The sequence below is a fragment of the Leeuwenhoekiella blandensis MED217 genome (genome assembly GCF_000152985.1).
GTDB lineage: Bacteria > Bacteroidota > Bacteroidia > Flavobacteriales > Flavobacteriaceae > Leeuwenhoekiella > Leeuwenhoekiella blandensis.
Genome location: NZ_CH672395.1, coordinates 245,711 through 260,058 on the forward strand (window position 1 = coordinate 245,711; position 14,348 = coordinate 260,058).

The window sequence follows — 14,348 nt, forward strand, 5'->3', positions numbered from 1 at the left end:
ATGACAGATACAGAATTAAAAGGCAAAGTTGAAGCAGCTTTAGAAGAGATTCGTCCTTTTTTACAAAGTGACGGTGGCGATATCGCCTTGTTGAGTATTGAAGATGGTACTACTGTAAAAGTGCAGTTAGAAGGTGCTTGCGTGGGCTGCAGTGTTAATCAAATGACGCTCAAAAGTGGTGTAGAAATGACCATCAAAAAACACGCACCACAAATTGAACGTGTGATCAATATAGAAGCATAAAGCTTCCTTTTAAATAATTCTATACATTAAAAAGCTGATCGGAAATCCCGTTCAGCTTTTTTTTTGAGTATAAACTATCGCAGGCAGGTCCATCAGGCATAGTTTGGTATTGAATTTTCAATTTCGACCCAACTCTCGGAGTATTAAACCCATTGGCGTTGCCAATATTTTAAGCGTAAGATTTACATTTAAATAGTATATTTAGCTGTTTATTTTAATAACTATTATAATGAGTCATTCAAAAAGCCGTAGAAACGCATTGAAAAATATTGCATTAACGACAGGAGGTGTCAGTTTAGGGATCTCTGCGTTGAGCTGTAAAGAAACCAGTGAGGAACAAGAGCAAGTCGCTGCAGAAGAAGAGCAAGCGCTTAAAGGTAATATCAATCATTCTGCTTGCTATTGGTGTTATAACTCCTTTCCGTTAGATGCGTTTGCTAAAGATGCGGCTGAACTAGGTCTTAAAGGGATCGACTTATTAAAGCCTGAAGAGTGGGAGACCGCTGCCAAATACGGTTTGGAGTGTGCCGTTGCTACCGAAAGTTTCGCGAGTATTACTAACGGTTTTAACGATCCCGCAAATCATAAAGACTTGCAAGAGAAATATGCCAGACTTATTGATCAGGCAAGTGAAGCGGGAATTAAGAATGTGATCGTGTTTTCTGGAAATAAACGGGAGTTGAGTGAAGAAGAAGGTTTGGCTAATTGTGCTGAAGGTCTGGCACCTCTCGTGAAACAAGCTGAAGAAAAAAATGTCGTGCTTATTATGGAACTGCTTAACAGCAAGATCGATCACGCTGATTATCAATGCGACAATACCCCTTGGGGTGTGGCGCTTTGCGAGCGTTTGGGCTCAGAGCATTTTAAGCTGTTGTATGATATTTACCATATGCAAATTATGGAAGGTGACGTGATACGCACCATTCAGGATTATAATCAATATTTTGCGCATTATCATACCGGCGGAGTTCCTGGAAGAAATGAAATTACCGAAGTGCAAGAGCTTAATTATCCTGCGATAATGCGAGCGATCAAAGACACGGGTTATACCGGTTTTGTAGCTCAGGAATTTATTCCTACCTATCCCGATAAGATCGCTGCCCTAAAAGAAGGCATACGCATTTGTGATGTTTAAAATAATCCTAGTAAAACAGTAGGATTTTAAGCTTCTGAAAACTGGATTTTTATTAATTTTGCAGGTTCAAATACAGCAATTATGCAAGATGTTACCATAACCGTTATTGACCGAGAAGGAGTGGCTCACGCACTTGAGGCACCTACAGATATGAATTTAAACTTGATGGAAGTTTGTAAAATGTATGAGCTTCCTGTTGAAGGAACCTGTGGCGGAATGGCCATGTGCGCTTCCTGCCAGTGCTACGTAGTTTCTGACCATAAACTTAATGAGATGAGTTATGATGAAGAAGCGATGCTTTCTGAAGCATTTAACGTAGAAGAAAATAGCCGCTTGGGATGTCAAATTCCTATTACTCCAGACCTTAACGGGTTAGAAGTGAAATTGGCACCAGAGAGTTAAGCTAACAAATGATTCATTAAAAACGCCCTTGGTCTTGTGATCAAGGGCGTTTTTATTGGCACCACCAAAGGATCTATTATTCTGAGCTAGTTTGCTTGAATAAAGTCAAAGTTTTATTACTCGCTTTTTAAGATATTGAAAGCAAATGGTAACAAGCGCGCTACAAACTCGGCATAAGCGTCTTCAGAAGGATGTAGGCCGTCTGAGGCTACAAGGTTAGGTTCAGCAACACCTCTTCTGGTGATGTCTGTAATGTTTACAAAACGTATGCCTTGTTGTTCTGAAATTGCTCTGGCATAAGCATTATACGCATCGATCTCTTCTGAAATTGTTTCAGCGTTACCGCTGTTTTGTCCAAAAGGAGTATAGGCATAATCAGGTATTGAAACTACAAGCACACGGTCTTTGTCTCCTTGAGCAAGATTGATTGCGGTCATTAATAATTGAGGGAATTCAGTCTCATATTGACTGAAACTTCTTCCCTGATATTGATTGTTTACGCCTATGAGTAAGGTGACCAAATCGTAGGTGTTAGCAGGATTCTCATTATTTATTGCATTGATAAGGTCATCTGTGCGCCATCCTGTAGTGGCGATAATGTCGGTTTCAATAGTACCTTGTGTTTGTGTTGCTAAGGCTTCTTCAAGCTGAATAGGAAACCTGCAGGTTGAGCAAACGCTTTCTCCGATCGTATAACTGTCGCCTAAGGCTAAATAGGAATAATCAGCTTCAGATTGATCTACTGGAAATTCTTCAACTATAGTACCACTTTCATCTGAAGTGCCACAGCCCAAGGTTATTAAAATGAGTAAGAGTCGTAAAGGGTGAAGTAGGGTTTTTAGCATGTTCTATTTCGTTCTATAATCTATTAGTTTTTGAGGTCCTTCCAGCGGAATGCGTATGATTCTTAAAAAGCCTTCATCGGTTGTGGCAATTTGCCATTTGATGAGGGTGATCGCTCCGTTTTCAATTTCCAGACCGGTGATGCTGCGCGGGTGTACACAGCTTCCGTCATTAAAATACGCAATATCCCCCGGTTCTGGAAATCTTGGCCGGTGGGTATGCCCCGTGATCGTAAACTGATTGTTGCGTTGCGTGATCCATTTTTTTGTACGGCGTTCTACTTTTATGAGTTCCTGATAATTCTTCGCCGGACTCGTAGGGTCTGAAATTCCTGCTCCTTGTAAAGGACGCCACAAAACACGCACCATAAAGCGATTAAAACGCCAGGCTACATAATTCATCCAGTCGGCTTGATGCCCGTGACATAAAAAGAGCTCTTGGTTGGTTTCTTTGTGCTTGAGAATGATTCCTTCGTGTACTTTAATTCCCGGAAAAAGAGGTTGGTCGCTGTCTGTTTTTCGGTCAAAGAATTTATGAAGATGCTTTTCTACATAATGCTGGTTTTTATAAACCATATCGTGATTTCCCCAAATCAAATGCAGGCGTCCTTCAGCATAAAACTGTTGCATAAGACCGTAGACATTTTTATGGGATTCAAAAAGAATATCAAACGAGAGGTTTTCCCAAAGTTCATCTCCATCTCCAAGTTCGCAATAGGTAAACCCGTTTTGGTAATAATGCTTCAGCGCGTGAAAATAGATATTTCGGTTGTTTGCAAAATCATCTGCACCGCTATTATCACCGCGATGGCAGTCGCTAAACAAGATAAACTTACTCTCGTCTGAAAACGGGATTACCGGTGCATTAGCAAAAGCACGATCAAAACGGTGGGTAGAAGACATTTCTGCTTTTAGCTAAAGATACAACTAAAGCTAAAATCAAATGCTATGCAGTAATTTTGTCTGTGATTTCCTGTTCGATTCCGCTCCAGAGAATGATGCGTCGGCGTAAGGCTTCAACAGCAGTGTGCTTAACTTCTTCCCACTTAAGCGAATCGCTTCCGCAGAGTTCTTCGATCATTTTAAGCGCCATTGGTCCGTGCTCGTCACCATCCAATTCTATATGGCGATCAAAATAGTATTTGAATAAACTCAAATCCTTTTTTGGGAAGTTCGTCTGTATTTCAGCAATAATTTTACTGAACATATCCGGGATCAAGTCTTCGCGACCAAAGGTAAAAGCAGCTGCGATCTTGTGTGGTTTTCCTTCGGCGATTATTTCAAAGGTAAAGCGTAAAAACTCCTTCACGCTTTCAGGAATGTCACTTACGGCAATGACTAGAAAGATATCGGTGCCGTGCGTGATATGGTTTAAAAAACTGTTGATCTGTTCTAAAGAAGCGTCTGATTTTTTCATTGCGTCCAGATACATCTCAAAATGGCTTTGGCGCTTACCATCCATATTAATGTCTGTCTCTTCGGCAAGCACGATCTCATTGATCAAGTAGCGAATCTCCGGATTTCCGATGGGATACCACGGCGTAGAAACTTTGGTTAAATCAAATTGTAATGCTTTAAGCAGCGACATAAAATCCCATACGGCAAAAACGTGATGTTGCATAAACGATTGCAAATCAGCCGGGGTACGCAATTTTTTATAAAGGGTGTGATTTAAAAGTTCGTCCTGATAGGGAGCGATCGCCTTATTGATATACTTAATCATCAAACAATTTTTTGCAAAATTAAAAAAATCAATTTGACTCTATGCTATTTTAACCCTTGATAATCCTTATATCACTATTATTTAAATGCATTGAGGCCGGTAATGTCCATTCCGGTGATGAGTAGGTGAATGTCGTGTGTACCTTCGTAAGTGACTACACTTTCTAAATTCATCATATGACGCATAATACTATACTCGCCGGTGATGCCCATCCCGCCTAAAATTTGTCTGGCTTCACGAGCGATTTTTAACGCCATTTCTACGTTGTTACGCTTTGCCATGGAGATTTGGGCTGAAGTTGCCTTATCTTCATTTCTAAGTGCTCCCAGGCGCCAGGCGAGCAGTTGCGCTTTGGTGATCTCGGTGATCATTTCTGCTAATTTCTTTTGCTGAAGCTGAAAAGATCCAATAGGCTTACCAAATTGCTCCCGCTCTTTTGCATAGCGTAACGCCGTGTCGTAGCAATCCATCGCTGCGCCAATAGCACCCCAAGCGATCCCAAAACGCGCCGAATCTAAACACATCAACGGAGCGCCAAGGCCTGACTTATTAGGAAGCAGGTTTTCTTTCGGAATTTTTACATTGTCAAAAATGAGTTCACCGGTTGCACTTGCTCGCAACGACCATTTATTATGCGTTGTGGGTGTAGAAAAACCTTCCATCCCGCGCTCAACGATCAAGCCGTGTATTCTTCCACTTTCATCTTTAGCCCATACCACAGCGATATCTGCAAATGGAGCATTAGAAATCCACATTTTTGCTCCGTTCAACAGGTAATGATCGCCCTTATCTTTAAAATTGGTTACCATCCCGCCGGGATTGGAGCCGTGATCGGGTTCTGTAAGGCCAAAGCATCCCATAAATTCACCGCTGGCGAGTTTAGGTAAGTACTTTTTTCGTTGCACTTCGGTACCGAATTTAAAAATAGGATACATTACCAGCGATGACTGTACTGAGGCTGTAGAGCGCACGCCACTATCACCACGCTCGATCTCTTGCATGATGAGTCCGTAGCTTATTTGATCTAAGCCGGCGCCACCGTATTCTTCAGGAATGTAAGGGCCAAAAGCACCAATTTCAGCAAGCCCTTTAATGATTTCCTTCGGGAATTCAGCTTTTTGAGCTGCTTCCTCGATGATAGGAGAAACATCGCGTTTCACCCAATCGCGAGCAGCGCTTCGCACGAGTTTGTGCTCTTCGGTTAAAAGATCATCAAGGTTGTAATAATCGGGAGCTTCAAAAAGATCGGGTTTCATAAGGTGCTTATTGAAAACAGTGAACTGTTGAATTATTAATGCTTTAAAGATTGTGTTTTGTAATCCTCTAAATTTAGCATTTTGCTAAAGCATCAGAAACAATTCTTTTAAATTTTCAATAGGTTAAGACAGCTTACATTTTTAAATAAAAATCTTTAACCAATTCCTGATAGGCTTCGGTGTAGTGGTGACGTGAAATTTCAATAATCAATTCGTCTTTTTGCGGAGTGGTTTGTGTTCTGCTGAAAAGCAGCAAGGAGCGTTTCGCTTCAACCTGGGCATTCCCTTTTACACGGGTAATTTTCTGCGGAAATAAATTGCCGCGTGCAGCGAGATCAATAAATTCTTGCTCGCGATTATAAGGAATCACTACACTGAATATTCCGTCAGGATTGAGTAATTGATTTACCGAAGCTACAAGCAGTTCAAACGGCATTGATTCTTCAAAACGCGCTTGTTCCCTAGCGGAACCTTGCTGCTCTGCTTGCGGAGCATTTCCTTCAAAAAAGGGAGGATTACAGGTGATTAAGTCGTAAGTGTCTTCTATTTCGGTTGCAAATTCATACAAGTGTGCATGATAACAAAACAGGCGATCACCCCAAGGTGAAGCTTCAAAATTGTCTACCGCTTGCTCGTAAGCATCTTCATCCAATTCCAACGCGTCTACAAGTTCTGCATCACAGCGTTGTGCCAGCATCAGTGCAATTACACCGGTTCCGGTGCCAATATCAAGTATCGAAAACGGATTTTGGTCTACCGGCGTCCAGGCACCTAGCAAAACACCATCGGTGCCAATTTTCATCGCACAGCGATCTTGCTTGACAGTAAATTGTTTGAATTTGAAGGGTTTTGACACAGTAAGGTTTCTTGAAGCTTAGTATTAGAGTGTAGGTTTTTTGCTACTATCCCTCACGGATTTTTCGTGAAACGAATTTAGAGATTAAAAATGATAACGATAAGGATAACAATAATGCAACAAGCTATAAAAATTGCCCATTGCTTTAAGAGATGATTTTGCTTTTGAATTTTTAAAGTCTCACGAAATTTTTTCAATTCGGAAGGCTTTAATTTTTTAGAATCAAATTTAAAACCAGAGCCACTCGTTTTATAGTCAGAAAGATTTTTGCGATGTCCGCTATGTTTTTCGGAGCGCTCGCGTCGTCTTTGTAAAGTTGCTTTAAACTGATCTAAACTTCCATTCATGTCGAAGTACTTTTAGTATAAGTACCAGAATTTAGGAAACGTTACAGATATATTGCGATAAGCCCTTCGGGCGTATCTAGAGTGATGGTTTTAGTGCTTCGATCTACTTTTTTGATGAAGTCATCATTTATTGGGATAAGCACTTCTTTACCCTTATGATCAATTTCAAAAAGGGCTTGTGCAGTATTGTCATTTACCCCTGTGATGGTACCTACTTCACCAAAATAGATGTCGTTTACTTTAAAGCCAATGATCTCGTGGTAATAAAATTTATTGCCTTCGAGTTCCGGAAGCATAGAAAGCGGTAGATACAGCTCGGCATTTACGAGATCTTCTGCATCTTCTTCGGTATTGACATCTTCAAAATCTATGCGTAATAAAGTAGACTTGTGCAGTTGGCACGATTGTATAAAAAAAGGAACCAGATTGCCGTTAAATTCGACAAATACTGATTCCAATTCTTCATACATTTCGGGTTCGTCTGTGTCTAGCTTTGCTAGTAACTCGCCCTTAAAGCTAAATTTTCGCACGATTTTGCCCAGATAGAAACATTCTTCTTTGCGCATCGTGATGGGATTTACTTAGCCTCTTCTTCGTTGCTTTCTTCAGCAGCAGGAGCTTCTTCAGTAGTTGCTTCTGCTTCAGGAGCAGCCTCTTCAGCTACTTCTTCTTCAGGTTGAGCAGCTGCAATACGAGCTTCGTTAACTGCTTTTTCTGCAGCTAAAGCCTCTTGACGTGCTTTTTCCTCAGCCTTAGTAAGACCTTCTTTTTTAGCTTCAACTTTAGAAGCTTTTTCTTCAGCCCAAGCATTGAATTTTTCTTCTGCTTGCTCTTCGGTTAATGCACCTTTACGCACACCACCAGCCAAGTGATTTTTAAGTAAAACACCTGTGTAAGAAAGTAAACGTTTTGCAGTTTCTGTAGGCTGAGCCCCGTTCTGCAACCATTTTACTGAAGAATCTACGTCTATATCAATAGTCGCAGGATTTGTGGTAGGATTGTAAACTCCTAATTTTGCTAAGAATTTACCATCACGTTTTGCGCGTGCATCTGCCGCTACAACCCAGTAAAAAGGTTTTCCTTTTTTACCGTGTCTCTGTAATCTGATTTTTACTGGCATAAAAATTAATTTTTGGGGTACCCGACCCCGGTTATAATTTATAAATAACTATCTTAAAATGAAGACATTCTAAGTAGCTTCTCTAAATGAGGGCGCAAATATACCACAAATTTCTGGCTGTCAACATGTTTTTGGCTGTTATTATCATAAATTTGGGTGCCTAATGTAATTCTTGCTATGAAAAAATACATTTTAGTCGTTCTAAGTCTGTTGATGCTCTATTCTTGTTCAGACGATGTTACGTTTAACACACCTGCCTTTCAAGGAATAAGAGATACTGTTTTTTTTAAGGCAAACGGAATGCGTTATGAGCAAAGCGAAGCCGGGCAGGTCTATGTTTATGGTAGTTTGGGAACACAAAGTGTACAATTGATGCTTCCTAATTATGGCGAAGGCAATTTTCGACTGGGACCCACGAGCGCTGCTGAAGCCCAATTCACCAATAGCAATGGAAAGTTATTTACCACCGGTTTTGATGGTGAGGGAGAAGTGATCGTTGAGCGTGCTGCAGACAGTATATATACCGGTACGTTTAAATTTAGAGCGGTTTCCCCTGTAGACACTACCGAGGTGTATTTTACAAGAGGCGTATTTTATGAGGTGCCTTTCTATCTGGAGCCTGTTCCACCCGTTTTAGATCCGGTTGTGAGCAGTTCTTTCTTTTGCAGAATTAATGGAATAGGCTTTACTCCTCCTAGCGTGAGTGCTTCGGCGGGGCCTGATTTTATAACAGGAACCGGCGCAAATAACACCGCCAACATTCGACTTCGATTTCCTCGTAATGTTGAAAAAGGAACCTATTCGCTAACCGATTTTACGGTAGAAAGTGCTTATCAAGCAGCTTACTTTAGTGGTTTTGAAACCCTTGTTGAATCGGGTACGGTCACGATCACGTCACACAATACCCAAGAAGGTTCTATAGGAGGAACTTTTTCTTTTACCGCTCAGGGAGAATCAACGATTCAGGTAACCCAGGGAACCTTTGGGTTTAATTATTTATAAGATTGGAAGGTTTAGATTTTGCATACGCGAAAAAACTAAGCATAGAAAGCACGAGCCAAAAAACATCTACAAAAGCAATTTGGACGTCTCCTTGTGCAAAGGAATTCCAAAACCAGGCATCGCTTATAATTCCGTTGAATATAGGAATTAAAACGCCTAAAATGCTTCCTGAAAGCAAGCAGAAATTGCTCATATATTTAAGATCCTTCCGCCAGATAAGGTACATGCTGAATATCAACCAACTGATGAAATAAAACCAATATAAGAAGGCTTGACCTGCGGGATTTACTTTTACGGCAATAAAGGATAAGGCGGTGACCGGATACATACTTAGGCAAATAGCCATATAAACGCGAGCAACTTTGTTGTAAAAACGGCGCTTATGCTCCGGAAGGTTTTTACGGTCCCTTGCGATCAACCAAATAAGCACGCCCGAAATGATCACCACACATGAGATAATGCCTAAAATAAAAGAGATGATTCTTAGAAAATAACCGCCATAATCTCCAAAGTGCAGCCTGTAAGTCACGTTTTTTACTGCATCTAAATACGACGCCGGTTGATAAGGATCTTTAAGAATGGTCGTGCTGCCTGTTGCAGGTTCAAATTTTATACTTCCTATGCCATTAAATGTTGTAGCGTAATCCAGCTGCCCGTTAAGTGTGATCTGCATATTGGCATCAGCATAATTATTGATCGTGAGTTCATTAAGATTAATGTCGGTCCATTCGCTTTGCGTTTGTTTTATATAAGCATCAAGCCCGGGAAGCTTTTTAAGCCTATCGTGGGCAAAAGCGTAAGTAGGTTTGTTGAATTCAAGATCTTCATAAAGTTGGTTTTGATCTCCGTTGTATAAAGCGAGCACGCTGGGTGCAACCAATAAAGCTTTCAGCATAAAGAAAGCTCCGGTAACCGCGAGAATGAATTGAAAGGGCAAGCCGATAATTCCCAAGGCGGTATGTGCGTCTGTCCATAAGGTTTTCAGCTTGGTCCAGGGTCTGAAGGTGTAAAAGTTAGACACGATCTTTTTCCAATGAACCAAAACGCCTGTGATGATGGCAAACAAAAAGAAAAACGCCACAAAGCCCGAAAGGTAATAGCCTACAGGATAATATATTTGAGCAAAAAAGTGCAGGCGGTATAAAAATTCTCCCAGGCTATAGGCGTCAACATAAGATTGCTCTTTAAGATCAACCGGATCGATATAAAAAAACGCGGCTTGCTTTGCTTTTTCAGGAGCGAGGCTGTCTTGAGAAGCACTTAGATTTACCGCGATCGCACGCTCGGCGTAATAGGTTTTTAGATTGATGTCTCTACCGTCTAAGATATAGGTACTGTCGAGATGCTTCAGAATACGGTCTATCTCGTTAGGCAGGTTATCTGCATTTTGGGCCTGTTCATTACGTTCCCAGGCAACAATTTCATCTCTAAAAAATGAAAAAGAGCCTGCAAAAAAGATGACGTACAAAGCGACACTTATGACAATGCCACTCACCGTATGCAGATTAAACAAAATATTGTAGACGCGTTTTCCCATATATTATGATAGCGTGTTAAGTGGTGGAGCAAAATAGATTAGAACAGAAAAGAGCAAACTTATTCCAAGATAAAGCAGCCAGATTTTCCACGGACTTTTAGCCAGAAAAGCAAGAATGATCAGCGCAGCCCAAACGATAAATAAGCTAAAGGTTGAGGTGATCAAAACCACTACGTGATCTACATAACTGGCCAAAGCCAAATGCGCGGTTTGTGCAACGAGATATCCGCCTAAAATTCCGGCAGTGATTTTACCAAAGCGCTGCCATTTTGAGGTAGTAAGGTATTTTTTATTTGCCGGCATAGGCTAGGACTTAAAGAGGTTTAAAGGTGCCAAAATCACAATGAGACTTGCTAAAGTCATCAAGCTTACTACACCCACAAAAATACCCGTTGCCGGCCCTAACACGAGGATAAACAACCCAAAAGCCAAAATAAGCAGTACGAGACCGCAAATTTTGACTGCTGTGTTGCTCAACTTAAATAAGCCTTGATCAATAGGGTTTTTTTGCTTGCTCCGCATCTTTTCAGAAGTGGAGTAGAGGGCATAAAAACCCGTAAAAAGGAGTATAAAGGCTAGATAGATCATAGACTTAAAAGTTGCAATAGGTGGCGCAATGCCAGATAAACTCATAGGCATCCCCTTTAAATTTTCCGGGAACTTGCTCATTATGTGTTACTTCTAAAATATACTTGGTGTCAAATGGCTTTTTAAAGTTCAGAAGGCCTGATTGATCTGTGGTGAGCTTTTTGGTCCACAGGTCTAACATAGATAAAGTAGCTTCTGCTTCAGTAAGTGGTTTGCCCTTATAAAAAACCTGTAGCTTCACCGCATCGGCAGTGTTGCTCACTTCTTTAATGACAAGCCCTTCAGTATATTTTTTTACTTCAAGCGGAGTTTTTGTATTTACAAGCACTTGTTGAAACGCTTGATATTCCGGTTTAAAAATGCCAAAGTCATATTCGGTATAATCTAGAACATCGATGTTTCGGTTTTCTAGATATACGAGATAAGCGCCGGGTTTGGTTGGGGTGAAAGCTGCCGCAAAATGATCTTCTTTTGCGGTGGTATTCAATTGCATTTTTTTACCCGAAGGATCTACCAGCCAGAGTTTAAAATCTGATACTCCTTTAAAAGCATCGCCGGCAACTTCTTCAATCACACCGTAGGTGTATTCTCCAAAATAAACGCGTACTTCCTGCTTTTGATTTTGTTTTCCGGTAGCAGCTGTTTCAATCCACAGGTAATGTGCTAAAGCGGGTTTTGCTAGCAGCAACAGAATGAATAAGCCAAGGATTTTTAATGTTTTCATCAGGTTCTATGCTTAAAAGTTGTAAGTGAAATTGGCAAGTAAAGACCTTTGGTTTTGCGGACTGATGGTAGACCAACCTTTAAAGTATTCTTTGTTTGCGATGTTGTCTAGTTTTAAGCTGATGCGAAAATCCGGAGTGCCGTAAAAAACAGAAGCATTAAGAACTGTATACTCAGGAAGAGTGAACGCTCCACCAAGATTTCTGTTGAAAATTTTGTTTTCGCTGGCATAATTTCCACCAAAACCAAAACCTAATCCTTCAAATTTTCCTGAAGTCAATTGGTAGCTCGCCCAAAGATTTGCGAGGTTTTGTGGTCCTGCACTTTCAGGACGTAACCCTACAAAGTCGGCTGCACCTTCAGTAAGTTTACTATCATTATAGCTGTAGCCTGCAACTATATTTAAACCATCAACAGGATTTGCGACAAAACTCGCTTCAAAACCTTTACTCTCCTGAGTTCCGTCTTGGGTATAGAAATAGTTGGTTGCGTCAACATCTACACGAAGTGCGCGGTTTTTTACCTGAATGTCATAATAGCTTAAGGTAGCACTAAGTCTTCCGTTTAAAAGATTCAGTTTGGTACCGGCTTCAAACTGGTTGGCGTGTTCAGGATCCAGAGCGCGGTTTGTAGTCACCCCATTAGTCACTTCATCAACAGGCGCTACGTTGCTAAAGCCGTTCATATAGTTTGCAAAAAGCGAGACTTTATTTAAAATAGGTTGATACACTACACCAAATTTTGGCGAAAGCGCAGTCTGCGCGTGGTCTGCATTACTAAAGCGGTCTATACGCAAACTGGCCATTGCTGAAAGTTCAGGCAAAATGTTAATTACATCTGAAGCGTAAGCGCTAAAGATCTCCTGTTCGGTTTTTGATGGATTGATGGTTCCATTGGCTAATAAAGCATCGGTACCAGCTTGCGTAAGAATACCGCTATCGTCGGTAAAGTTTGCGGGATCTGTGATTCCCAAAACCTCTTCATTAAATTCTTGAAGATTATTTCCTATATAAATCGCACCGTTAGTGATGTAAGGCGAATTGTTATTGATCACATTGGTCTTTAAATAATCCAGACCTACCACCATACGGTTACGCATAGATCCTAAATTGAAATCACCAATAAAATTCTGCTGAATATCTGTAGCGATAGTTTCAGAATTTTGCTTGCTGATGTAACGGTTTAAAGCGATTCCTTCATCTAAAGTTGTGTATTGTGTCCCTTCATAAAGGTAGGAGTAATATCCGTCTGATTTAGAATTAGAGCGTGAGAAAGCCGTTTGTGAAGTCCAGTTATCACTCAGTTTATAGTTCATTTGACCTTGAAAACTATACGTAGGCGTTTCTATATAAAGATCGTTACCGGTGTAGGAACGGTCAATATCATAGCCCAACTCATCTATAGTATTGACGCGCAGTTGAGCGCCGCGGTCTAAGAAAAGCATGGTTTGATTGGTGCTCTTTCCTTTGTAAAATTCGGTATTGATGTAAAATGAAAGTCGATCATTTACCTGATAAGCAAGCGATGGCGCAAAGAAAAATGATTTTCTAAAGCCTGCATCCTGATAGCTGTTTTGTGTATGATAAGCCGTGTTTACACGCAATGCAATATTCTTTTCTTTACTTAATGTGGTGTTTACATCTGCAGTTACACGGTTAAGACCATAGCTTCCCGAAGTATACGACACAGAACCTCCGAAGTCATAAAAAGGTCTTTTGGTGGTGATGTTGATGAGGCCACCATACGAAATGAGGCTGCTGCCATAGAGTGTTCCCGAAGGGCCTTTGATCACTTCGATGCTTTCGATATTTGCAGGGTCCGGACTTCCATTGGTCAATGCCGGCAGACCGTTGGTCAGCGTAGGTTGCACTGCAAAGCCACGTAGAGAATAATACCCGGCACCGTCGTTTCCGCGGCCGGTAGATTCCCATAATTTATCAATACCCGGAGCGTTCTTTAAAGCATCGTCAAAATTGGTGACCACTTGTTCTTCAAGGAGGTTCGCAGTAATGCTGTTGTATACCTGAGGATTTTCGATGTCTGCCAGCGGCATTTTTGAAACACTTACGCTGGTTTCACGGGTGAATTTATTGTGTTTCTTTCCGTTGATGCTTACAACTCCCAGCATTTCTTGTGCTTCTTCAAGCTGAAATGTTCCAAGGTCTTTAGTAGTGTTTTCTGAAACAGAAAGATCTACATATTTGGTCTTAAACCCTACATAAGAAAGGATCAGTCTATAATTTCCTGAAGGAATATTGCTAAGGATAAAGTTCCCGTTTTCATCGGTTGTTGTGCCTAAAGTGGTTTGAGAAAGTTCGATGGTTGCTCCAGATAGTGGAGTGTTGGTTGTTGTGGTTACAGAACCTTTGATTTTTGCAGATTGTGCAGTTGCTGCAAGAGAAAATCCAACAAGGAGGAATACGCTTAAAATACTACGCATTGTTATTTAGATTAAATTAAAATAATGTTCACGCAGCAAATTTACTAGGTACGTTTAAAACAGCAAAACTTATTTAGACTTAATTTAAATAAATGTTTAATTAATAAATTTTAGCAGCGCAGATCATTGATTTT

The 14,348-nt window shown here is 40.7% G+C and carries 17 protein-coding genes; 4 read left to right on the forward strand and 13 right to left on the reverse strand.

Annotated elements, in window-relative coordinates:
- The 3 genes from MED217_RS01115 to MED217_RS01125 all read left to right on the forward strand — a co-directional run bounded on the left by MED217_RS01115 (nt 1) and on the right by MED217_RS01125 (nt 1,780).
- A complete protein-coding gene (locus MED217_RS01115; protein WP_009778624.1) occupies nt 1-243 on the forward strand; it encodes a NifU family protein in 243 nt (80 codons plus the stop codon).
- A gap of 229 nt (nt 244-472) precedes the next feature.
- On the forward strand, nt 473-1,378 hold the full coding sequence (locus tag MED217_RS01120; protein WP_009778625.1) for a hydroxypyruvate isomerase family protein: 906 nt from the start codon (nt 473-475) through the stop codon (nt 1,376-1,378).
- 81 nt (nt 1,379-1,459) lie between these two features.
- Complete coding sequence (locus MED217_RS01125; RefSeq protein WP_009778626.1) at nt 1,460-1,780, forward strand: 2Fe-2S iron-sulfur cluster-binding protein; 321 nt, start codon at nt 1,460-1,462, stop codon at nt 1,778-1,780.
- A 116-nt stretch (nt 1,781-1,896) separates the two neighbouring features.
- Here MED217_RS01125 and MED217_RS01130 read toward each other — a convergent pair whose 3' ends face one another.
- The 8 genes from MED217_RS01130 to MED217_RS01165 form a co-directional block, all read right to left on the reverse strand.
- A complete protein-coding gene (locus tag MED217_RS01130; RefSeq protein ID WP_009778627.1) occupies nt 1,897-2,625 on the reverse strand; it encodes an SGNH/GDSL hydrolase family protein in 729 nt (242 codons plus the stop codon).
- Between the two features lie 3 nt (nt 2,626-2,628).
- Entirely contained in the window at nt 2,629-3,525 is an 897-nt protein-coding gene (locus MED217_RS01135) for a metallophosphoesterase family protein (RefSeq protein WP_009778628.1), read from the reverse strand.
- Between the two features lie 43 nt (nt 3,526-3,568).
- Complete coding sequence (locus MED217_RS01140; RefSeq protein ID WP_009778629.1) at nt 3,569-4,345, reverse strand: DUF3050 domain-containing protein; 777 nt, start codon at nt 4,343-4,345, stop codon at nt 3,569-3,571.
- 77 nt (nt 4,346-4,422) lie between these two features.
- Complete coding sequence (locus MED217_RS01145) at nt 4,423-5,601, reverse strand: acyl-CoA dehydrogenase family protein (RefSeq protein WP_009778630.1); 1,179 nt, start codon at nt 5,599-5,601, stop codon at nt 4,423-4,425.
- A gap of 133 nt (nt 5,602-5,734) precedes the next feature.
- Complete coding sequence (locus tag MED217_RS01150; protein ID WP_009778631.1) at nt 5,735-6,403, reverse strand: tRNA1(Val) (adenine(37)-N6)-methyltransferase; 669 nt, start codon at nt 6,401-6,403, stop codon at nt 5,735-5,737.
- A gap of 131 nt (nt 6,404-6,534) precedes the next feature.
- Complete coding sequence (locus MED217_RS01155) at nt 6,535-6,804, reverse strand: hypothetical protein (protein WP_009778632.1); 270 nt, start codon at nt 6,802-6,804, stop codon at nt 6,535-6,537.
- A 41-nt stretch (nt 6,805-6,845) separates the two neighbouring features.
- Nucleotides 6,846-7,370 (reverse strand): ribosome maturation factor RimM, encoded by a 525-nt coding sequence (rimM, locus tag MED217_RS01160; protein ID WP_009778633.1) that lies wholly within the window; start codon nt 7,368-7,370, stop codon nt 6,846-6,848.
- Between the two features lie 11 nt (nt 7,371-7,381).
- Nucleotides 7,382-7,924 carry a 30S ribosomal protein S16 gene (locus MED217_RS01165; protein ID WP_009778634.1) on the reverse strand — a complete coding sequence of 181 codons (543 nt, stop codon included), beginning with the start codon at nt 7,922-7,924 and terminating at the stop codon, nt 7,382-7,384.
- A gap of 177 nt (nt 7,925-8,101) precedes the next feature.
- On the opposite strand from MED217_RS01165, the gene MED217_RS01170 reads away from it, so the two are divergent.
- Nucleotides 8,102-8,926, forward strand: a complete 825-nt coding sequence (locus MED217_RS01170; protein WP_154648885.1) for a DUF6252 domain-containing protein — start codon at nt 8,102-8,104, stop codon at nt 8,924-8,926.
- Here the strand turns inward: MED217_RS01170 and MED217_RS01175 are convergent.
- Genes MED217_RS01175 through MED217_RS01195 form a run of 5 tightly spaced genes read right to left on the reverse strand, consistent with a single transcriptional unit; the run spans nt 8,913 to nt 14,214 of the window.
- Nucleotides 8,913-10,463, reverse strand: coding sequence for a PepSY-associated TM helix domain-containing protein (locus MED217_RS01175; RefSeq protein WP_009778636.1), 1,551 nt, complete (start codon nt 10,461-10,463; stop codon nt 8,913-8,915). The genes MED217_RS01170 and MED217_RS01175 overlap by 14 nt on opposite strands.
- Nucleotides 10,464-10,466: 3 nt before the next feature.
- Nucleotides 10,467-10,766, reverse strand: coding sequence for a hypothetical protein (locus MED217_RS01180; protein WP_009778637.1), 300 nt, complete (start codon nt 10,764-10,766; stop codon nt 10,467-10,469).
- A 3-nt stretch (nt 10,767-10,769) separates the two neighbouring features.
- The gene (locus MED217_RS01185; RefSeq protein ID WP_009778638.1) at nt 10,770-11,096 is read right to left on the reverse strand and encodes a hypothetical protein; all 327 of its coding nucleotides are present in this window, start codon (nt 11,094-11,096) and stop codon (nt 10,770-10,772) included.
- A complete protein-coding gene (locus MED217_RS01190; RefSeq protein WP_009778639.1) occupies nt 11,056-11,775 on the reverse strand; it encodes a DUF4198 domain-containing protein in 720 nt (239 codons plus the stop codon). The genes MED217_RS01185 and MED217_RS01190 overlap by 41 nt, the downstream gene beginning before the upstream one ends.
- Before the next feature lie 12 nt (nt 11,776-11,787).
- Complete coding sequence (locus MED217_RS01195; RefSeq protein ID WP_009778640.1) at nt 11,788-14,214, reverse strand: TonB-dependent receptor; 2,427 nt, start codon at nt 14,212-14,214, stop codon at nt 11,788-11,790.
- Nucleotides 14,215-14,348 lie beyond the last annotated feature (134 nt).